The following is a 20,645-nucleotide window of genomic DNA, read 5'->3' on the forward strand; positions in this document are numbered from 1 at the left end:
TCGGAGTGCAACCGCGGGCCCGGAGACACTTACAATACATTCCTTGGCAAGAATGTCATTGAGCAATATGAAACGTCTTGCAAATTGATAGACATCAAAGTTGATGCGATTGGCAGATCTGCCAATATGAAGTGCGATTTTGGAGGCGTAAAATATATAGGTAGTGTGCAAATATCTCCAACACCAACCGGCAACCTAGTTGTTGACATGCGTTCTAAGTATTTTGACAAAGGGAGGCTTACACTTTCGCTAGTTTTTTGTAATAGAAATGCAAAATGAGGCTTATTTGCATAATATTTGTATTTATATTTGTCCACGGGGCAAAGGCGCAGCCGCGCAGCGGCCAGGAAGTCGCGCGACAGAGAAGTGTCGTGCTGCCGTTCATTAGGTCTGCCACTGATTGCATTGCTCGTGAAGCACTAAAAGAAAATGACATTGAAGCGGCCATTCAGCAAAAGCGGCTCAGGTCGAAATTGGAAATTCCAATGCGACGCTGCGCCAATGAGCTTGATGCAATGGTCGCAATACACGACAGAGTTTACTACCCCGGCGCTGGAGAGGATTTTTTCCAAGGGCAATACGTTGACGACCTTCCGCGGGCGGTAGGACAGCGGATAGCCTCCGACTTGGCGAAACGGGCCGCGAATGCCTCAGCCGCCCATGAGCCTCAGGCGGCGCAGGACAAATTCGCCCTGATTGAGCGCGAGTCTGGAAGCAAAGCCAGTGGTGGCGCCGACGCAAACAGTCAGCGGCCCATAGGGGGTCGAGAGCCGGCACCCAACCGCCCTCTGCCCCTGCCCGGCCAGCCTTCGTTTAGGCCGCCCAACTATGTCATGCCGCCTGGCACGACGGGTCGCACCGACGGAGCGTCGCCCCCAGCTTCGACCGTGCCTAAGACTGCAACGTCCGATGCCCACGAATGGTTGGCGCTCCTCGCCTTCGCGGCCTTCGGCTTCTTCCTGCACCATCTATCTAAGGTCAGAGCCAGAAAGCGCCGTCGAGACGACTTGCTGACGAAGTATGGCGACGAAGCCATCGTAGATCGTATCGTGGCGGCCAAGATGTGGCAGGGAATGACTGCTGAAATGCTCCGGGATTCCTGGGGGGAGCCCGATGACATTGGATCAGATGTCTACAAGACCCGCACCACCGAAACGTGGAAATACGGGCGAACTGGAAGAAATCGATACATGAACCGCGTGATCGTCGAGGGCGGAGTCGTGGTCGGACACAAGCAGCGGTAGTGTATGCCCTTCCCCGTCAACGTTCCAGATGTCGACGGCGTCCCCCCGGTGACGTTCGCCCCTCAGTCCGGCGGCGACATCATCTTGGCGGCGGCCGACGCGGCGGGGATTGGCCCGCTCTTCGGCGTAGGCGTCGGCGGCGCCCCGCAATGGGGGCTCTATCGCCAGGGACGCCCGGCCGTGACGGCTGAGAGCGTCGTGGCGTTCGACCACAAGGCGGACTGGGCCGTCAGCGATCACCCCCTTGAGAAGGGTAGCTTCGAGTCCTTCAACAAGGTCGCGATCCCCTTCGATGTCCGCCTGATCTTCACGGCCGGCGGCACAGAGGCCAGGCGCGCGACGCTGCTCAACTCCCTACGCGCCATCGCCGGAGACCTGAACCTCTACGACGCCGTCACGCCCGAGACGGTCTACCGTGACGTCAACATCGTCCACCTCGACTACCGCCGCACCGCCCAGGCCGGAGCCGGCCTGCTGATCGTGGCGGTGTGGTGCCAGGAGATCCGCCAGACCTCGCCCAGCACCGGCGGCTCGGGATCCTCGACCGCGGCCCCGAGCGGGGCCGGGCAAGAGAATGGCGGCACCGTGCAGCCTTCGAGCGTGGACGAGACCGGCGGCGCTGGCGGCACCGTCAGCGACCAGAGCTTCAGCAATCCCGGCTTCTCGCCGGGCGGCAGCTTCGACCCCAACAACCCGGGCAGCACCACCGGGGTGCCGGCGGGCTCGTTCATCAACACGCCGATCCCGGACACGGCCATCCCGGACGGTCCGGGCGGCGGCGGCAACGTCGCCTCAGGCGAGATCGCCCTTGAGCCGATCGACGTGCCAGCAGGCCAGTAGATGCAGATCATCCCCCTGCGTCCCGTGCCGTCGCAGACAGTGATGGTGACGCTCGCCGGCCAGCTGGCGCAGATCGACATCTACCAGAAGGCCTACGGGCTGCACCTCGACCTGCGGGTGAACGACGCGCTGCTGCTCGCCGGTGCGGTCTGCCAGGACCGGAACCTGATCGTGCGCAGCGACTACATCGGCTTCGTCGGCGACTTGTGCTTCGTCGACACGCAGGGCACCGCCGATCCCACCTACGAGGGGCTGGGGACTCGGTTCGGGCTCGCCTACATCGAGGCCGGCGAACTCACGATCCGCTGACGGCGGGTCTCGCATCCTTCGCCATTGCTTGACGGATTTTAATGATTTGCCGGTAGATAGAACTGGCGTGCGCTAAAAATGCCACGCGCCGCCATCTTTCCGCAGCCCTTCAGGCAACCGAGACCCTGGGGTGTTAGGTTGCGGTTCTCGGATCCTCCGCAAGGAGGTCGGCGGCGGGGCCCAGCCCTGGAAAAGCAAGCCCCGCCGCCCGTTCGCCGCTCCGGTTACCAGCCGGGGCAACTTCCCGATCGATGAGAGAGCATCGATGAGCGACAGCACGAATACCCCGTTCCCCGTGGTGCGAGAAGGCGTCATCGGCGCCGGCCTCGTCCAGACGACCGACGCGCGCGAGTTGCACGCGTGCCTAGGCGTTGGGCGGGACTTCACCACTTGGGTCAAGAAGCGCATCGCGCAGTACGGCTTCGCGGAGCACGTCGACTACGTCGTGATCGATTCCCCCAATCGGGGGGATCGATCCGGCCGCGGCGGCGATCGCCGGTCGGTGGAGTACCACCTGACCCTCGACATGGCGAAGGAGCTCGCCATGGTCGAAAACAACGAGCGCGGACGACGCGCTCGACGGTACTTCATCGAGGTCGAGAAGCGGGCACACGAGGCCGCGGCGATCGACATGAACGCGCTCGGCGGCATGGTGAAGCGCATCGTCGCGAAGCAGCTGTCGGAGGTCGTCCCGGCCCTCGTCCGTGAGCAGGTCGCCACCGGTCACAACGCAGTCATCCAGGGCGTCAGCGCCGGACAGGTGATCGAGATGGCGGGCGTCACGGCGCGAAAAGGTCTGCGCGGGCTCCCGCGGTGGGTGTCGAGCCGGCTCTATCGGTTCCACGCCACCAAGGGCGTCGTCGTGCGGCTCGCCAGCCTCGGCAGCCGGCAGGCTTACGTGTTCGATCCGATGGTCAGCCGCGAGTGGCTGATGGAGGGCGGTAGGGCCGAGATCGAGCAGAAGGTCGCCGAGCGGCGCGGTCAGGGCGTACTGCGGCTCGTCTAACGCAGGCGCGTCGGCAATCAGAGGAGGCGGAGGCGACGACCCGCCTCCGCCTGGTCGAGCACGAGACGCGATGACCTTCAGCCGCAAGATGATCGATGTGTCGATCTCCCTGGCCTCCGGCTCCTACAGCGGAGGCGGCAACAAGGCGGACATCAAGGGGCACCGCGTCGTCGCTCTGATCCGCAAGCCCGGCGGCGCCGACATGGCGCAGCTCGAATGTGCGATCTTCGGCCTTCCGCTGAGCGTCATGAATCAGCTGACCACGCTCGGAACGCAGTTCAACCTGTTCTCGAAGAACGTCATCACCCTGAAGGCCTACGAAGAGGGCCAGCAGCCTGCGATGGTCTTTGAGGGCAACATCAACGTGGCCTTTGCGGACATGCGGGCAATGCCTGAAACCTGCTTGCGGGTTTCGGCGCTCGCCGGCCTGTTTGCTGCGGTGAAGCCGGTCGATGTCACCAGCCAGAAGGGCTCGACCGACGTCGCGCAGACGATGGAGCAGATCGCCAAAAAGGCGGAGCTGAAGTTCGAGAACAACGGCGTCGACACCAAGATCGTGAACCCCTACCTGCCCGGCTCGGCGCGCCAGCAGGCCCACGAACTCGCCAGGGCTGCGGGCATCAGCTGGATCATCGACAATGGGACGCTGGCGATCTGGCCCGCCGGCAAGACCCGGAAGGGACAGTCTGTCCTGATTTCGCCACAGACGGGCATGGTCGGATACCCTGCCTACACTCAGGCCGGGATCGACGTGACGACGCTGTTCAATCCGGCAATTCAGTACGGCCGGCAGGTTGAGGTGCAGTCGGACCTGAAACCGGCGTGCGGGTCCTGGTCGATCATCAACCTGGATTACGCCCTTGAGGCCGAAGTGCCGAAAGGTAAGTGGTTCACGACCCTGACGCTGAACCGGATCATCGGAGCCTCGTCATGAGCGGCGGTGTCGGCGACGACAAGGATGTCGCGTCCCAACTCGGGCTGACCGACGGCAACTCGCCTCTCAATCAGCACCGGTACCTCACCGACCAGGCGCAGGCGCAGCATCGCACCCACTTCGTCGGCAAGATCGTGGCGGTGCATGGTGGCGGCCGCGACAGCCCGCCCACCGTCGACATCCAACCGATCGTCAAGCAGATGAACGGGGCCGGCAAGAGCCGGTCGCACGGCACGATCTACGGCATCCCCGCCACCCGCAGCATCGGCGGCGACAGCGTCATCATCAATGATCCGAAGGTGGGCGACGTCGGGTCATTCTCCGTCCTCGACCGCGACCATTCCTCGGCCCAGGCCAACGACTGGAGCGAGGCGAACCCGGGCTCGAAGCGCCGCGGGTCGATGTCGGATGCGGTCTACCACGGCCCGCTGCCGCGCAAGGCCGACAAGCCCAAGCAGTGGATTCACTTCACGGACAAGGGCGTCGAGATCCAGGACCGCAACGGCAACACCCTGGTGGGCGGCCAGGACGGCTGGAACCTGAACGGCGTCGTCATCGACCGCGACGGCGCCATCAAGGCCCCGGGCGAGGTCACCGCGAAGGCCAAGGGCGCCTCGGTCACCGTCTCCCAGCACAAGCACCCCTCGACCGACAAGCCGATCCCGGGGACCTGATGCGCAGCCTGCTCCTCGACACGGTCGCCTGGGACCTCTGCCAGGACACCGCCGGCAACATCGCCGTCGCGAGCAACCCCTACGCCATGGCGCAGGACGCCGCGACCGCGATCCGGACCTGGCAGGGCGACGTCTACTACGACACCCGCGCCGGCATCCCCTACCGCGACCAGATCCTCGGCCAGCAGGTCCCGCTCTCCCTGGTGCGGTCCTACCTCGAAACCGAGGCCCTGACCGTCCCGGGCGTGGTCCAGGCGCGTGCCTTCTTCACGCGGTTCGAGGGCCGCCACCTCTCCGGGCAGGTCCAGATCACCGACCGCGCCGGCGCGGTCTCCGCCGCCAGCTTCTGACACGAGCATCCATGTCGAGCACCGCGATCCCGCGCCCGACCCTCGGGCCGACAGGCTATGTCGCGCCGGCCGAGAGCGCCCTGTACGCGGGCGCCATGGCCGACCTGCAACGGGCGTTCGGCGGCGGGCTCAACCCCGGCCCGAAGACCCCGCAGGGGCAGATGGCGACATCGATCGCTGCGCTGGTCGGCAACGTCAACGACATGTTCCTGCGCATCGTGTCCCAGACCGATCCGGCTTACGCGCAGGGCCGGATGCAGGACGCGATCGGGCGCATCTACTTCCTGGAGCGCCGCCCCGCGCAGCCGACCGTCGTGCAGGCGGTCTGCATCGGGCTCGAGGGCGTGACGATTCCCGCCGGCGCCCAGGCGCGCGCCGCCGACGACAACCTCTACGTCTGCCAGCAGACCGGCACGTTCGGCCCCTCCGGCACGATGACCTTGCCGTTCGCCTGCACCGCGCCCGGGCCCATCGCCTGCCCCGCCGGCGCGCTCTCGACGATCTACCAGGCGATCCCCGGGTGGGATACGATCACGAACCCGCAGGACGGCGTGCTCGGCGCGGTGGTCGAGGGCCGGGCGGATTTCGAGATCCGGCGGCGGCAGTCGGTGGCGCACAACGCCGCCGGCCACCTGCCGGCGGTGCGTGGCGCGGTGCTGAGCGTGGATGGCGTCCTCGACGCCTTCGTGGTGCAGAACGACACCAACCTGCCGAAAACGATCGGCGGCTACACGCTCTCGGCGAACAGCGTCTACGTGTCGGTCGCCGGCGGCGCGGCCGACGACATCGCTCGGGCGATCTGGACCCGGAAGGGCGTCGCGAACACCAACGGCTCGACCACCGTCACGGTGCTCGACACGGCCTCCGGCTACAGCCCGCCGTATCCCGCCTACGAGGTGCACTTCGACTACGCCCGGCCGCTGCCTGTCCTGTTCGAGGTCCAGATCAAGAACTCGGCGCTGGTGCCGGCCGACGCGACGCAGCAGATCCAGAACGCCCTGATCGCGGCCTTCGCGGGTGAGGATGGCGGCCCGCGCGCGCGGATCGGCGCTGAAATCCTGGCGAGCCGCTACTATGACCCGGTGCAGGCGCTGGGGCCGTGGGCGCGGATCGTGTCCTTGCGCATCGGCGCCTCGACCGTGCCCGACGCGACATTCATGGGAGCGATCGACGGGACGGCGTTGCAGGTCACGGCCCTGGGCTCGGGCTCGGGCGCGCTCGAGGTCGGCCAGACGATCCTCGACGACAACGGCGTGCTGCTGCCTGGCACCAGGGTCGCGTCCTACGCCACCGGCACGGGCGGCGCGGGCACCTACGCGCTGTCCACCCCCAACCCCGCCATCACGTCGCGCCGCCTCTACGCCGCGCAGCCCGACCAGTTCCGCGTGCCGGTCGGGATCGACCAGGTGCCCTCGCTCTCGGCCGCGAACATCATCGTCACGCTGGTATGACCGGGCCCGTCTACCCCCCGCAGCACAACCGGAGCACCGCGCCGGGCGGCCAGCTGCCGGAGACCGAACAGCTCGACGTCTGGACGACGATCCTCAGCCAGTTCGCGAACAGCCCGATCCTGATCGGGATCCTGGAGAGCGAGGCGGCCGCGCTCGATCAGCGGCCCAACCTCGACGACTTCTTCCGCCGCGTCCGCGACCTCGACACCGCCGAGGATTACGGGCTCGACATCTGGGGGCGCATCGTCGGCGTCAACCGGGTGCTGCAGGTCGTCACGAGCCGGTTCCTCGGCTTTGCCGAGGCTGCGGTGCAGGGCGACGGCACGATCACGGGTTTCAACGACGCCCTGCTGACCTACGGCGCCTGTCTCGGGTTCGCCGAGGCGCAGCCCGGGTCGGAGCCCTACGGCTACGGCACGTTCTTGCCGGCGAGCCCGATCCAGCAGGCCACGGATGAGACGTCGGCGCAGTACGGCCCATTCTACGACGGGTCGGTCACCACCCAGAATTTCCGGCTCGGCACGGAGGCCTATCGCCGGCTGATCTACGCCAAGGCCGCGGCGAACATCTGCGGCGGGTCGATCCCAGCCATCAACGCCATCCTGCGGCGGATCTTCCCAGGTCGCGGCAACGCCTACGTCAAGGAGCGGGTGCCGGACAGCTACTTCGGGTTCGCCGAGGCCGCGTCGGTCCGGCCGAACTACATCCGCGGACTCAACACCCTCGTCGACTACCCGGGCCCGTACCTGGGTTTCGCAGAAGCCCGGCCCGGCGACGAGGCGCTGAACACCGCGCCCCTCTATGCGGGCGGCGTCGGCACCTCGCCGGCTTCGGGCAGCGCGCAGGTCGCCCCATTCTACGCCGGCCAGCCGAACCCCTACGCGGCCATCACCTACGCGTTCGAGTTCGACCTGACCCCCGTCGAGCTCGCGATCGTCCAGCAATCCGGCGTCCTGCCGACGCCGACCGGCGTGGCGGCCTCCGTCGTCATCCTCCCGAGGTAGCGAGATGCAGCAGTCGCAAGCCCCCGCCAAGTTCCCGATCCCGTTCGCCAACGGGGCCGCCCCAAGCTACATCCGCGACATCCCCGAAGGCTCCCAGATCGGCATCGCCAACGGCGCGGCCAGCCTGCAGGACGGTTTTCCTCCGCTCAACTTCCTGCCGGTCGGCAGCGGGGGCGTTCCGCCGTTCGGCCAGGATTTGAACGGGTTGTTCAAGCTGCTCACCCTGTGGGCACGCTGGCAGGCGGCCGGCGGCCTGAACCTCTGGGACGGCACATTCGCCACCAAGATCGGCGGCTACCCGCGCGGCGCGCTGCTCTCCTCGACCACGGCCGGCCTCGTCTGGCTGAACACGATCGACAACAACACGACCAACCCCGACGGCGGCACTGCGCAGAACTGGCAGCCCGTCCTGACCGGCGCCTCGGTGCCGCAGACGTCGCTGATCCATGCCGGTACCGACACCAGCACCACGCCGGGCGCCATCACGATCCCGACGCTGGTGCCGGCCATCACCGCGCTCAGCAACTATCAGGTGTTCGAGATCGTCCCGGCGCTCGACATCGCCGGCCCGACCACCGTCAGCATCCAGAGTTTCGGAGCGATCTCCCTCAAGCGAAACGACGGCGGCGACCCGACGGCGGGTGACGGGCCGGCTGGCCGACCGTTCCTTGCCGTGTTTCTGAACGGCGTTCTGCGCCGTCTGGGCCAATCGTCGTCCGAGGTCTCCTCGACGGTCATCACCAATATTTTCGGCAGTCGCCTGGTCGTTGGTGGTCGCACTACGGTCTACAACTCCCCCGGCACTTACACCCTGCAGCTGCCGACCGACGTCACGACGTTCGGGATCGAGGTCTGGGGCGGCGGCGGCGGCGGCGGCGGGGCGACGGGAAACGGCACGACCGCTGCGGGCGCCGGCGGTGGTGGAGGAGACTATGAGGCGGGCTCCTACGCGTGTCGCGCCGGGTCTGCACTCACGATCGTCGTGGGCGGCGGCGGCGCGTCGGGGACCCCGAGCGGCAGCAACGGCGGCAACGGCTCACTGTCCTCGGTGACCTACACGAAACCCGACGGCACGAGCGTAACGATCGCGGCCGGCGGGGGTAGCGGCGGCGGCGGATCCAGCAACGGTGGATCGTTAGGAGGTGGCGCCGGTGGCACCGGATCCGGTGGGGCAGTTTCGCGCCCCGGCTATTTTGGTGGGCTTCCGTACACCGTCAGCAACAACGTGTTTATCGGCGGATCCGGCGGGTCATCATACAACTCTTCTACTACGCCACCTAATTTTGGCTTTGCCGGCAACGGCGGTTCATTTCCCGCAGGTGGCGGCTCCGGATCTGCCGGCAACAACGTGACCGGCAACGGTTCCATCGGCGGTGCCGGCGCCTCCGGCCTCGTCATCGCCCGCTACTGATTGGAGCATTCCGTGCCCTACGCCTATGCGCTGATCGTGGACGCTCGCGTCCACGAGCTCTTCGAGATGCGCCCGAACCTGCCTGATCCGTTGCCGAAGGGCTGGACACTTCTTGACGTCGCCGCCTACCCCGACGTGGCGGAGGGTTGGCTCGTCGACGGGAGCGCAGTTCAAGCCCCGCCCGCGCCCGCGCGGACCCCGGCCGTCGTGGCCGAGGTCTCGAGCGCCCAGGCCAAGATCGCGCTCAGCCGCGCCGGCCACCTCTCGGCCGTCAAGGACGCCGTGAAGCAGGCCGGCGGCGAGGTGGAGATCTGGTACACCGACGCACGCACCTGGCAACGGTCCAACGCCTACGTCGCCCAGATCGGCACGGCCCTCGGCCTCGACGCAGCGGCCATCGACGACCTGTTCGCCGCAGCCTCGCAGATCCAGGCCTGATTCGTGCCGACGAACATCCTTTTGATCCAGCCGCGTCGGCAGGATCTTCAGACCTCGGCGAGCGCGGACTGGACCGACGCTTTCCCGCTCGTTCAGGCGGGGCCGGCCGCCGTCGTCGCCGGCATCGGCAATCGTGGTGACGGCCCGCTCGCCGTGACAGCCGTCGCGCCCTACACCGAGCTCGGCCCCCACGTGGTCACGGTGACGAGCGCCGCCGGCGGGGTGTTCCTGTTCGGCGTCACCGATCCCGGAGGCACGCTCGTCGGTCGTGGGATGGCTGGCGCCACCGTCACCGTCGCAGGCCTCACGCTCAGCCTGACGCCCGGCAGCACGCCATTCCAGGTCGGCGATGCCTGGGGTGTGCAGCCGACCCCGCAGCTGATCGACGATACCGGGATCGACTACGTCCTGCAGGTCCGACAAAGCCAGACCTCCCCGGTCGTCACGCTCGAAGCCACCTCCCGGCCGCCCGGCGGCACGCTGCAGACCCTGATTCCGGGCGCCGGCAGCGGCGTGCCGACGCTGCTGGTCCTCGCCCCCATGATGGCGCCAACGCGGTTTCCGCCCGGTCCCTACGTCTACGAGCTGCTCGCCCTCGCCGATGGCCGCCGCAAGAGCGTCTATTTCGGCAACCTCGAGCACGTGGACGGCGTGGCCTATCTGCCTTGAGGCGCGCACATGCCGTTCAAGACGACCTCGACGGTCGGTGAGCCGATCGTCATCTCGCTCGCAGGCCAGCCCGGCCTGATCGGTGACCAGGGCGAGGATGGGCGCTCCGCCTACCAGATCGCCGTCGAGACCGGCGGCTATGCTGGCAGCGAGGCCGATTTCGCCGCCATGCTCGCAAATGCCGGTTCAGCTGATGCGACCCTGACGCTCATCGCGACGACGGATTTGCCAGGCGGGGCATTCGGTGCGGCCTACGGGTCGGGGCAGGTGAGCCTGGCCACTCCGACGGACACGTCCTCCGCTACAGGGGTGGCGATCGGGTACATCGACAGCCCGGCCGCAGCCGGCGCGGCGGTGGTGTTGCGGAAGAGCGGGATGGTCCGGGTGGCCGGTGCCGTATGGGCGGCCGGCGACCCCATCTACGTCGCCGACTACGGCGGCCCGACCAATCTGCCGCGTACCTCGGGCTGGAGCCAGCAGGTCGGCGCGGCGACCGGGCCCGACACTTTCGACCTGGCGATTGGCCCGGCCGAGATCATCGCCTCTGTGGTCACGCTCGGCGCCGTCTCCGCGGTTATCGCCCAGGCCCTCACCGATGTGGTCCGGTCGTTGCCGCTGACGATGCCGCTCGCGGCGGGCTCGCTGTGGCGCTCCCAGACCTTCACATGCCTCTCGCCGAACTCGGACGGTACGCCCTACATCGCGCCCTACGGTGTCGGGCTGGGCGGCGCGCTCGACCCGGTGACCGCGACCCTTGGCGTCGCGGTGCCACGGGCGCTGCGGGCGCTGCCGACCGTAGCGCCGGGCGCGGCGGGAGCGCTCTGGCGCAACGGCGGGCGGCTCGCTCTCACGGCGAACAACGACGGTACCGCCTATCCCACGACGCCGCTGCCGACCTCGGGCTCCGCGCTCCTGATCGCCGTCCGCGCCGCCCTTCTTCCCTGGCTCGCCGACACGATGCCTGCCCTGCCTACGCTGCCGCCGGTCTCGTCGAGCGCCCTGTACCGCACCAACGACCACGCCCTGGCGCTGTCGCTCTAGAGGTCCCGATGCCCCGCATTCTCCTCGCCCTCGTCCCGATCGCCGGGACGAGGATCACCTTCGCGCGCGCCCGGGGTTCGGCCCGGGCCCCCGCCCTGTCGTCCTGGTAGGAGGGCGCCGCGATGGCCGACACCCAGATCTCCACTATCGCACCGGACGGCACCCGCTCAATTGAGGCGGCCTCGCAGCTCGTCGGCCGTCTGCTCCTCCCGGTCGGCGACGGCCAGCAGACCATCCCGCAGGCGCTGTCCGACCGGCCGACGCAGGCCGACGTCGCTGCCTACGTCGCCGCCGCCGCGCTCGCGGTCTCCTACGACATGGGCACCCTGGACCAGCCCGCCGACGGGTCCGCGCCTCTCGACTTCGGGGTCCTGTGATGACTCGACAGACGCTCCAGATCGCGCGCGGCAACACCGCTAAGGTCGCCAGCTATCCCGCTGCGCCGGGCGAGCCGTTCGTCAACACGGACACCGGCCGCCTACATGCCGGCAACGGTCTACCGGGCGGCGTCCCGGCCGCCCTGAAGAGCGAGGTCGAGGCGCTGATCGTCGCGCTTGCCAACAAGCGCGACAAGAGCCCCTACGAGTTGGTGCTCACGCAAGAACTTCTGTCCGGCGACGGCTCCGCGGCCCAGGCGGCGATCAACTTGTTCATCGGGCTGCCCGGGCGGAAGCGGATCTATACCGCGCCTGGTCCGCTCTACTTCCCGCGTGTCATTGTTCTCCAGTACGTCAACGACCTGGAATGGGTCGCACAGGGCACCGATTACATCGTGCGGGCGCCCATTCCGGCATCAGGCGTGCTCGACCAGAACTATAGCTGGAACGGCTTTCTCTTTATTGCCAACTGCGCGGGTGTGGACTTCCTCGGCTCGGCAACGATCGACTACGACAACTTGCCTTTCACGCAGGGCACGATCACGGCGGTCAACGGGACGTCGACGTTCGACGTCAAGGTCGACGACGGGTTCCGGATCGACTTCGCGACGTCCGAGGGGCACTTCGGCGTCGATGGCGATGGCATCCTCGACAGCGGCTCGAACTCCAACGTCGCGAGCATCACGCCGCTCGGCAATCGCACCCTGCGTATTGCTCAGATGAACTCGGTGAATGGCGCGCTCTACGTCGTTGGCAAGCGCGTCGCCATTCAGCACAAGAAATACAGCACCCCGCAAGCTGCCGCCGAGCCCCTGATCGTCTGCTATTCCAACCGCGATATTCGCTGGCTGGGAAGCTACCTGATCCTTGCGGCAGCCTCGACGGGCGTCTTCAACAATTACGGCGCCGGCACGCAGAATTGGTCCGGCGTTCGCATCGCGCGAAAATTCGGGCGCCTGATCTCGGCCAACGCCGACGGTCAGCAGCACGTCGGCCTGCGCGGCGCGGACCTGATCCTCGACGACCCTCTCCTGGAGGGGATGTGCGACGACGCCATGCACGTCTTCAACGCGCAGTACACGGTGACCGCGGTCAGCGGGACGACGATCACCTCGGGTGGCGGCGATCTCCCGGCCTGGTGGGACACGACCTACAGCCGCGTGCGGGTCATCGCGCCGAACGGCGCCTCGCGCGGCGAGGGCCGGATCACGAGCACGACGTCGGGCGGCGGGCAGTGGAGCGTCACGCTCGATACCCTGCCGGCCGGCACTGCGCCGGGTGACCGGATCCTCAACCTGTCGCTCCTGCCGCGCAAGACGCAGGTCTTCGACGGGGTGATTGGTCGCAACTGGGGTAACGGCCTGCGTCTCGACTGCACGAACCTGATGGTCCGGCGCGTACAATTTGACCGGACGCTGTTTGCTGGCGTCGTGGCGGCAGCGGCCAACGAATTTCAGCAGGGGGCGGCCCCCTCTGATGTCATCGTAGACGATTGCGATTTTGACAATTGTCAGCGCAATCGTGGCTTAGAGAGTGCCGACTATCTGCCGGTCTCAATCGCCGTGTACGCAACCTCTCTCGATGGATCTGGTGGTGGTTACGCGCCCGTCCAGGATATCGGCGGCGTAGAAATTATTCGCAACCGTATCCGCCATACGGACGGCGGCGGAGTGGCAATATGTGAGGCCCATAACGTTACCGCTAGCGACAACACCTTCTACGACATTTCGCGCGTTCCTCTAAACTCGGATCCCGGTAATATCCGTCGCAACGACATCACCCTGCGAAATGTTTCAAAAGCCATCATCGACGACAACAAGAACCTTGACCTCACGGGGCGTATCGCTAGTGCGGGCGGCGCAGTGGTGGCTGAGGTCGGGCGTAACCCCGGCATGAGCCTGTCCGGCATTGTCGTTGCCGGAGATCTCGCGAGCATCACCGCGGCCGGCACCGATCAGGCGTCGGCTACCAGCTTACCGGCGCGATCAAACCGGGTTGTGGCAGGCTCCGGCGGCGTTCGTCTCCCGGCCATCGCCGCGTGGGGCGCGCGTACAATTACCGTGACCAACGCCACGAATGCTCCGATCCTTATCTATTCAAACGGATCTGAATATTTTGAGGTTGGCGGGGCATCGCGTCCACTTAAGCCGGCCCAGACTGAGACGTACATTCCGTCTCTCGAAATCGGTTGGGTTGAAGTCGGCCGCGCGGCACCGATCAATTATTGATGCGCCGATACAGCTCAAATCTAACTGTAAAATTTGGAGCCCGCGAGCATGGCGCGTAAACCATTTCGTGCCGTCCGCGGCTCCAATGCGCAGGTGCGGGCCTATACCGGCTTCTCTGGCGAGCTGGTCTATAATACGGACACGGGCCGGCTACACGCGATGTCGGGAGACATCCCAGGCGGCGCCCCTCTGGCCCGCTGTGGACGCAGGGTCGTTGCTGGTCAAAATGCGTCCCTGGCTGCGGCCGATGCCTACGTCGCGGTCACCAGTCTTTCCGCCCCGGTCACGCTGACCCTCCCGCCGGCGGCCAATTTCGAGCCAGGCCAGCCCCTCTACATCGCCGATGAAACGGGACTGTGCTCGGCCGACGCCGGACGGACGATCACGATTGCCGCTGCGGGCTCGGACACCATCGCGGGGCAGCCGGCAGTCACGATGGGCTCGCCCTATCAGAAACTCACGTTCCACTCGAACGGCTCGAACCTGTGGACCTACGCATGATGCGCAGCCTCGCTCTCATCCCGCTTGCGCTGGCGGCGCTCTTCGACGCTTCGGCACCGGCCTATGCCCAACAGGCGCAGGTGCTGCCGCCCGGGCAGATCGACGGCAGTGGCAACCTGATGCTGGGCCCCGTGACGCTCGGCAAGCGGCAGGGCACCACGTTCACGATCACGCCCGACAACCTACAGATCCGCGGGGCCGGCTCGACAGGTGAAGCCTCAACGCTCGACGTGCGGGGCTTCGGGCTCTCGTCGCCGCTCAGTCTGCGCACGCTTGCCAGCGACCTGCCACTCACCCCGCGGATGATCTCGCCCACCGCGTGCTCCGGCAGCGGCGATGACACGGCGACGCTCCAGACGCTCGCGGCGCTCTACCGGACGCTCGGCCGGCGGGTCTACGTCCCGGGCGACATGCAGTGCCGGATCGCCGCGACGGTCGTGTTCCTGCCGCCCGCGGGATCAAGCCTGGTCCGGCCAGCTCCGAGCATCACCCTCGACAAGTCGGCCAAGATCACCGCGACCGCGGCGATGACCTCGATGTTCGATTTCGGGTCGGACGCGAGCGACTACAGCGGCATCATCCGAGGCGGCCTGTTCGAGGGCGGCACGTTCGATGCGGCAGGGCTGGCCGGCATCGCCGTGCGGGCGCCCTTCGTCAACCACGCCACCATCCGCAATGTCCGCACCGTCGACACGCAAGTGGCTGGCGTCAAGTTCGGCTCGTCGACCGCGCCGCAGTCGAGCTATGAGGGCTTCTTCGAGAATATCACGACTGTTCGCACCGCGCCGCGCGGCGCCGCCCCGGCCGGAAGCTCTTGCGTCCTCTACGAGAACACGGGGGATAGCCATGGCCTGAACTCGGTGCTCAACGGCTGCAAAATCGGCGTTAATGCACCAAGCACGTATGACAGCAAATTCACCAACGTCCACGTCTGGAACTTCGACAGTGCGGGGCCGTTGGATGCTGGTTTTGATCTCGCCGGTGACAACCACATTGTTGGCAGTCAGCTCGACGGTCCTTTCAGCGTCGCGTATCGCTTCCGTGGCGCGCGAAACTCCATCACCTCGTCCAGCGTCAACTACGGCTCTTACGGCGGCACCGACAACGTCGCCAACATCGTGCAGCTCGATGCGGGCGCAAGTGTCAGAGCGGTCGCGAATTCGTGGAAGGCGGACGCGACCACCCGCATTGCCAATGAAGTCACCGGCAACGTGGCCGGCTATACGGCAGTTGGCAATGTCTCGCTCAATGTCGTCAACGCCGCTCCGAGCACTCAACTCTCCGATCTGACGGTCGCCGGCCCCGTAAATACGCTAAAGATGGCCGGTGACCAAAACGGCGAGTTCCTGGTCACCAACAGCCGGCCGGGCGTTAATACGCTCGGCGTCGTCAACAACGACACCAACGGATACAGCGCCTTTTTTGGGCGTCAGAAAGACCTGGCATTTCCTTATCCTTCCGCCGCTAATAGCCAACCCTATGAGCATTTTGCGATCGGCTTCGCCCCCAACATCTGCGCGGGGGGCGTCTGCGGCCTGAATTACTGGGAGAGCAGCCGCTTCACCACGACTGCCGATGCCAACTATCCGCCGCCGATCGCCGCCATGCAGATGACGGGTGGGGTGGACCCCACCGGCGGTACGAGCCTGCTCTGCACGAAGACGAACGGCTCCGCCACGCTGACCTGCCCCGCGAACTCGATCGCCAACGGCGTGCATGTCGCCGGCCGTGGCATCCCGCCTGGCGCCACGATCACCTCCGGCGGAGGCTCGACTACGCTGACTATGTCGGCCCCCTCGACCGTCAGTGCTGCGGAGTACACTAACTTCTACACTCCGCAGTTTGGTCAATACAACGTTTGGGGTATCGGCAACGGGCAGTTTCCGTATGACTACAATCTGAATTTCTACACGTGGTCTGCCGGCAAGAACTATATCGATCTCGCGGACACCGGCGATGCGACCAGGGCGCCATTCCTGAGCCTGGATCGCGTGAATGGACGCACTTACGCCGGCAAATCTGCTTGGCGCGACCGTCTCTATGCATCGGCGCCGCTCAACGTCGTTGACCCGGGCACGGCCCTGTTCCACGCGACCCGAATTGGCGTCAACACCTACAAAATGGACTGGCTGAGCGGGCCCAATCGGGTCGCGACGCTCGACGTCAACGGCGGCCGGACGCTGCGCCTCGACTATATGGACGGGACCGGCAGAACAGACTTTGGCGGCCCCGTTTCGTTCAATGCATTTGGCGGCGCATCCTCGACCAACGCCAATGATAAGAACTACCTGACCGTTCTTGGAAATCTCGGGAACGCACAGGCGGCGTCCCTGCGGTTCGGCGACGGCACTGGCTGGGAGCTGAACTTCGCGCAAGCCACCAATAACGGCGCCGTGCCCATCATGACCATGCTGGACTATGGTCCCGTTGGTTTTGGCGTCACCAACCCCGACTTCAACACATCTGTCGATGCCGCCAAAGCGATCCGCCCCGGCACCTTTACGGTCTCGACACTGCCGACCGGAGTGGCGGGGGCGACTATCTACGTGAGCAATGGTCGCAAGGTGAGTGAGGCGGCTGGTGCGGGTACGGGTGTGCCGGCGTACTTCTCCAATGGCGCCTGGCGGCGGTACTCCGATGACACGCCCGTCGCGCAATGACGCGCCCTGACCCGGCCCCACACCACTCCTGACAATCCGGAGACACCATGGCCGCGCATCACCCCGCGGAGCGCTCCCGCGCGCCCGACGATCACGACCGCGCCGACGGCTGCCTCTGCGGCCACGACCATGCCCAGCACGAGTCGACGCTGGACCACGACCTGCCGGCGGCCGACGGCGGCGTGGAGGAGCGGCGTAAGCGTCGGCCGCGCGCCACCCGCACCAGCGCGGGAGAGGCCTGATGCCGAATGCTCTCTGGCTCGCCGACGTGCTCCGCGCCGCCGGCCTCAAGGTGGCCGAGGTCGACGGGTGGAAGACCCGCGGTCACGCCGCCCTCGGCACCGTCCGGATGGTGATGCTCCATCACACGGCCGGGCCGAAGACGGGCAACATGCCGTCGCTGGCCACAGTCACCAAGGGCCGGCCGGATCTCGCCGGCCCGCTCTGCAACGTGGCGCTCGGGCGTGATGGCACCTGCTACGTCGTGGCGGCCGGGCTCGCCTACCACGCCGGCCCGGGCACCTGGCAGGGCATCACCGCCGGCAACTCCTCGAGCATCGGTGTCGAGGCCGAGAACACCGGCGTCGGCGAGCCCTGGCCCGAGGTACAGCTGGACGCCTACGCCCGGCTCTGCGCCGCGGTACTCGCCCACATCGGTGCGCAGCCGATCATGGCGGTGGCGCACCGGGAATGGGCGCTGCCGAAAGGCCGGAAGATCGACCCGGCCGGGATCGACATGACGGCGTTCCGGGCCCGTGTCGCGGGGATCATGAACGGCGCGCCGGTGCGGCCTCTCGTACCGGCGAAGGATGCGACCGGTCGGCCGACGCTGCGGCGGGGCGCCAAGGGCGATGACGTGAAGGCGCTCCAGACCGCGATCGGCGTGGCGGCAGATGGCGCCTTCGGGGCCATGACCGAGGCAAGCCTGCGCGCCTACCAGCGAGCGCATGGGCTCGTGGCGGACGGAATCGCCGGGCCTGGCACCTGGGCGGCGATCGACGGCGTGAAGGCCGCGGCCTGACCTCCTCCCGGGATCCCCGGGCAATTCGACCCGCGCCGGCCGGGCCAGCCGAGCATCCAAGATAGCGGCCAGCGCCATCCAAGGTAGCGCCGCACCATCCAAGACAAGGAACCTCCAATGATCCGCAAGCTCCCGCTCGCGGCACTGGCGCTCGCCTGCGCGCTCTGCCTCTCCACGCCTCTGGCGCTCTCCGCCGGCCCGGCGCTCGCCCAGGCCGCGGCCACCGTCGCCCAGCCGGCGACCGACACTGCGGTGGTCACGATCCCCTACGGCTCATGGCTCACCTCGGCCGCCGCCGGCATCCAGGAGATCGTCGTCTCGGTCATCATGGCGGTGATCGCGTTCGCCTGCCGACGCCTGCCGGCCGCCATCGGCGCCGTCGTCCGCGGGCTCCTGACCCAGCAGCTCGTCGAGCGCGCCATCGCGTTCGGCATGAGCACGGTCGCTGGCGCAGCCGCCGGTAAGACGCTGTCGGTCCCGGTCGGCAACGCGGTGCTGGCGAACGCCCTCAACTATGCCGTCGAGCACGCCCCGGGCTGGTTCCTGAAGTGGGCCGGCGGTGAGCAGGCGATCCGAGATCACATTATCGCCCTGCTGCCGATGGATCAGGACGCCTCGCTCGCGCCGGCCACCTCAACCGCGGTGGCGTCGCAGCCGACGCCCGTGGCGCCGGTCTGATGTTCAGCGCCTCGGCGCTTCTGAGCGCCCTCCTCAGCCTCCTGGCGCGGACGTTCTCGAACGTCATTGTCCAGGAGATCGATAGCCTCCGGGCTGCCGAGGCGCAGCGCGAGGTGGGGGCGGCGCGACAGGCCGCCTCTTCCCGCGCCAAGGCCGAGCGCCAGGAGGCCGTAGCCCGGACCGCGGCCGACGCCGCCACCAGGGCCCCCGAGGACCCGAACGACCCCTTCCTGCGAAAGGACGGCACATGACCTTCACCTGCGCGGCAGCGGGGTTCTTCGTCTTCGCCTGCACCAGCCCCGAGATCCAGGTCGATGCGGCGCGGTTCTGCCAGACCGCGGCGCCCATCACCTACAGCGCCCGGGACACACCCGAGACCCGCCGGCAGGTCCGGGCGCACAACGCCCGCGGCATCGCCGTATGCGGCTGGGGCAAGCGGTAGCAGATGGACCTGATCGCCGTCGCGATGGCCGACACCCCGGTCCCGGGCCTGCCGCCCGGGGTCGAGGAGGCCGCCAAGCGCCTCGCCACCGACGGCGGGGTCACCGGCGCGCTCCTGGTCCTGGCGATCGCTGCAATCCTCGGCCTCTGGTGGGAGATGCGCCGGCGCGACAGCCAGGCGAGCACGCGCCTTGAGGCGGTGCAGCGGGCGGTGGACGCGGCGCCGGCGAAGGCCCTGGAGGCAGCCGGCGGCGAAGCCGGGCTCGCCGAAATCGTCTTCCGGAAGCTCAACCTCGAGGACGATGCCAACGAGCACAACACCCTGGCGCCGGTGGTGGCGCAGCTGCCGCGCGCAACCAAGTAGCCCCCGCCGCCAGCCGGCAGCACCAGGAGGACGCGCCATGCGCTTCGACCGCGGCCGCTGCTGGCTGGCCTACCTCGCCCCCTGGCACGACGGCACGATGCTCCACTACGATCCCGATCCCGTCCTCAACGAGCGCATCCGGCGTGCTGTCCGCTACGGCCAGACCCGATGGGCCGAGGTCTGGCTGAGCGCCATCATGGTCACGGTCGGTGCCGTGATCCTCTCGCCGGCGGCAACGTTCGTCGGCCCGCAGTGGCGGGTCATCGCCTCCTTCGTCACAGAGGCGCAGGCCGGCAGCATCTCCATCGTGGTCGGCTCGGCGCGGCTCGCTGCGCTCATCATCAACGGCCGGCGCGGGCGGGAGACGAGCTTCATCCGCACGATCGGGTGCGTAGGCGGGTTCGCCTTCTGGCTGGCGCTGTTCGTCGGGTTTGCTCTGGCCTACCCGCCAGCCAACATCGGCATCGCGCTCTTCAGCGTGTTTGCCATCGCAGAGCTCCACTCCTCCGGCCGGGCCGCCTCCGACATGGCGGCTGAAGACACGTTCGGGCTGCGGAAGAGGTGGCGTGCCGCGGCCGAGAAGGATGCCGAGGAGAGGAGGCGCACCCTTGGCGGATCCGGTCGCAACGCTCGATAGCTGGCCCGCCATCGCCATCGGCATCACGGCGGCCGTGGCCGGAGCCCTCGTTCCCATCAACGCCTTCGTCAAGACGATGCTGGATTACCGCCTGGAGGCTATGAAGGCGGAAGCCATGAAGCCCGAGACGGCCCGGGAGATTGCGACCACGACGGGCGGTGCCGTCTTCGACAGCATGGCGATTGGCGATCTCACGACCGCGATCAAGGGACTTACGGCAGCCATCGTCGCCGATACCGCGGCCGACCAAGCGCAGCACGCCGATCAAGTCACGGCGGTGCTGGGCCGCCTGCTGCCAGTCCTCGAGCGGCTGGACGAGCGTGATCCCCCGCCACATCGGCCGTCCCGGTCTCATCGTTGATTTGGA

At 67.2% G+C, this 20,645-nt stretch carries 25 protein-coding genes; all 25 read left to right on the top strand.

The features are described from left to right. The first annotated feature begins 371 nt into the window (after positions 1-371). The 25 genes from DA075_RS37105 (at position 372) to DA075_RS10355 (ending at position 20,639) form a co-directional block, all read left to right on the top strand. Positions 372-1,244 (top strand): hypothetical protein, encoded by an 873-nt coding sequence (locus tag DA075_RS37105; protein ID WP_210207029.1) that lies wholly within the window; start codon positions 372-374, stop codon positions 1,242-1,244. Positions 1,245-1,292: 48 nt separating this feature from the next. Next, positions 1,293-2,084, top strand: coding sequence for a hypothetical protein (locus DA075_RS10235; protein WP_123834246.1), 792 nt, complete (start codon positions 1,293-1,295; stop codon positions 2,082-2,084). After that, entirely contained in the window at positions 2,085-2,393 is a 309-nt protein-coding gene (locus tag DA075_RS10240) for a phage baseplate plug family protein (RefSeq protein WP_099953119.1), read from the top strand. A 265-nt stretch (positions 2,394-2,658) separates the two neighbouring features. Then, on the top strand, positions 2,659-3,399 hold the full coding sequence (locus DA075_RS10245) for an antA/AntB antirepressor family protein (protein ID WP_099953120.1): 741 nt from the start codon (positions 2,659-2,661) through the stop codon (positions 3,397-3,399). Positions 3,400-3,469: 70 nt separating this feature from the next. After that, positions 3,470-4,333, top strand: a complete 864-nt coding sequence (locus DA075_RS10250) for a baseplate hub protein (protein WP_099953121.1) — start codon at positions 3,470-3,472, stop codon at positions 4,331-4,333. After that, complete coding sequence (locus DA075_RS10255; protein ID WP_099953122.1) at positions 4,330-5,007, top strand: hypothetical protein; 678 nt, start codon at positions 4,330-4,332, stop codon at positions 5,005-5,007. The genes DA075_RS10250 and DA075_RS10255 overlap by 4 nt, the downstream gene beginning before the upstream one ends. Next, positions 5,007-5,357 carry a contractile injection system sheath initiator gene (locus DA075_RS10260; RefSeq protein WP_099953123.1) on the top strand — a complete coding sequence of 117 codons (351 nt, stop codon included), beginning with the start codon at positions 5,007-5,009 and terminating at the stop codon, positions 5,355-5,357. The genes DA075_RS10255 and DA075_RS10260 overlap by 1 nt, the downstream gene beginning before the upstream one ends. An 11-nt stretch (positions 5,358-5,368) precedes the next feature. Continuing rightward, positions 5,369-6,808, top strand: coding sequence for a baseplate J/gp47 family protein (locus DA075_RS10265; protein WP_099953124.1), 1,440 nt, complete (start codon positions 5,369-5,371; stop codon positions 6,806-6,808). After that, entirely contained in the window at positions 6,805-7,812 is a 1,008-nt protein-coding gene (locus DA075_RS37110; protein ID WP_210207030.1) for a baseplate wedge 1 family protein, read from the top strand. Before DA075_RS10265 ends, DA075_RS37110 begins: the two co-directional genes overlap by 4 nt. Before the next feature lie 4 nt (positions 7,813-7,816). Continuing rightward, positions 7,817-9,223, top strand: a complete 1,407-nt coding sequence (locus tag DA075_RS10280; RefSeq protein ID WP_099953125.1) for a glycine-rich domain-containing protein — start codon at positions 7,817-7,819, stop codon at positions 9,221-9,223. Positions 9,224-9,235: 12 nt separating this feature from the next. Next, positions 9,236-9,661, top strand: a complete 426-nt coding sequence (locus tag DA075_RS10285; protein ID WP_099953126.1) for a hypothetical protein — start codon at positions 9,236-9,238, stop codon at positions 9,659-9,661. 3 nt (positions 9,662-9,664) lie between these two features. Further along, a complete protein-coding gene (locus tag DA075_RS10290; RefSeq protein ID WP_123834248.1) occupies positions 9,665-10,330 on the top strand; it encodes a hypothetical protein in 666 nt (221 codons plus the stop codon). Positions 10,331-10,339: 9 nt separating this feature from the next. Next, positions 10,340-11,371: a hypothetical protein gene (locus DA075_RS10295; protein ID WP_099953128.1), complete on the top strand. Its 1,032-nt coding sequence runs from the start codon at positions 10,340-10,342 to the stop codon at positions 11,369-11,371. Between the two features lie 122 nt (positions 11,372-11,493). After that, positions 11,494-11,748 (top strand): hypothetical protein, encoded by a 255-nt coding sequence (locus DA075_RS10300; RefSeq protein ID WP_099953129.1) that lies wholly within the window; start codon positions 11,494-11,496, stop codon positions 11,746-11,748. Continuing rightward, positions 11,748-13,976 carry a hyaluronate lyase N-terminal domain-containing protein gene (locus DA075_RS10305; RefSeq protein WP_099953130.1) on the top strand — a complete coding sequence of 743 codons (2,229 nt, stop codon included), beginning with the start codon at positions 11,748-11,750 and terminating at the stop codon, positions 13,974-13,976. Before DA075_RS10300 ends, DA075_RS10305 begins: the two co-directional genes overlap by 1 nt. 48 nt (positions 13,977-14,024) lie before the next feature. Further along, the gene (locus DA075_RS10310) at positions 14,025-14,477 is read left to right on the top strand and encodes a hypothetical protein (RefSeq protein ID WP_123834250.1); all 453 of its coding nucleotides are present in this window, start codon (positions 14,025-14,027) and stop codon (positions 14,475-14,477) included. Continuing rightward, positions 14,474-17,137 (top strand): hypothetical protein, encoded by a 2,664-nt coding sequence (locus tag DA075_RS10315; RefSeq protein ID WP_099953132.1) that lies wholly within the window; start codon positions 14,474-14,476, stop codon positions 17,135-17,137. The genes DA075_RS10310 and DA075_RS10315 overlap by 4 nt, the downstream gene beginning before the upstream one ends. 47 nt (positions 17,138-17,184) lie before the next feature. Further along, positions 17,185-17,379: a hypothetical protein gene (locus DA075_RS10320; RefSeq protein ID WP_099953133.1), complete on the top strand. Its 195-nt coding sequence runs from the start codon at positions 17,185-17,187 to the stop codon at positions 17,377-17,379. After that, positions 17,379-18,158 carry a peptidoglycan recognition protein family protein gene (locus tag DA075_RS10325; protein WP_099953134.1) on the top strand — a complete coding sequence of 260 codons (780 nt, stop codon included), beginning with the start codon at positions 17,379-17,381 and terminating at the stop codon, positions 18,156-18,158. The genes DA075_RS10320 and DA075_RS10325 overlap by 1 nt, the downstream gene beginning before the upstream one ends. 117 nt (positions 18,159-18,275) lie before the next feature. Next, positions 18,276-18,836 (top strand): hypothetical protein, encoded by a 561-nt coding sequence (locus DA075_RS10330; RefSeq protein WP_099953135.1) that lies wholly within the window; start codon positions 18,276-18,278, stop codon positions 18,834-18,836. Beyond that, on the top strand, positions 18,836-19,087 hold the full coding sequence (locus DA075_RS10335) for a peptidoglycan-binding protein (RefSeq protein WP_099953136.1): 252 nt from the start codon (positions 18,836-18,838) through the stop codon (positions 19,085-19,087). Before DA075_RS10330 ends, DA075_RS10335 begins: the two co-directional genes overlap by 1 nt. After that, positions 19,084-19,278 (top strand): hypothetical protein, encoded by a 195-nt coding sequence (locus DA075_RS10340; RefSeq protein ID WP_099953137.1) that lies wholly within the window; start codon positions 19,084-19,086, stop codon positions 19,276-19,278. The genes DA075_RS10335 and DA075_RS10340 overlap by 4 nt, the downstream gene beginning before the upstream one ends. A 3-nt stretch (positions 19,279-19,281) precedes the next feature. Further along, the gene (locus DA075_RS10345; RefSeq protein ID WP_099953138.1) at positions 19,282-19,641 is read left to right on the top strand and encodes a hypothetical protein; all 360 of its coding nucleotides are present in this window, start codon (positions 19,282-19,284) and stop codon (positions 19,639-19,641) included. Between the two features lie 37 nt (positions 19,642-19,678). After that, positions 19,679-20,278: a hypothetical protein gene (locus DA075_RS37030; protein ID WP_244936555.1), complete on the top strand. Its 600-nt coding sequence runs from the start codon at positions 19,679-19,681 to the stop codon at positions 20,276-20,278. Continuing rightward, complete coding sequence (locus tag DA075_RS10355; RefSeq protein ID WP_174800083.1) at positions 20,250-20,639, top strand: hypothetical protein; 390 nt, start codon at positions 20,250-20,252, stop codon at positions 20,637-20,639. The genes DA075_RS37030 and DA075_RS10355 overlap by 29 nt, the downstream gene beginning before the upstream one ends. Positions 20,640-20,645: the final 6 nt, after the last annotated feature.

The organism is Methylobacterium currus, assembly GCF_003058325.1.
Classification (GTDB): domain Bacteria; phylum Pseudomonadota; class Alphaproteobacteria; order Rhizobiales; family Beijerinckiaceae; genus Methylobacterium; species Methylobacterium currus.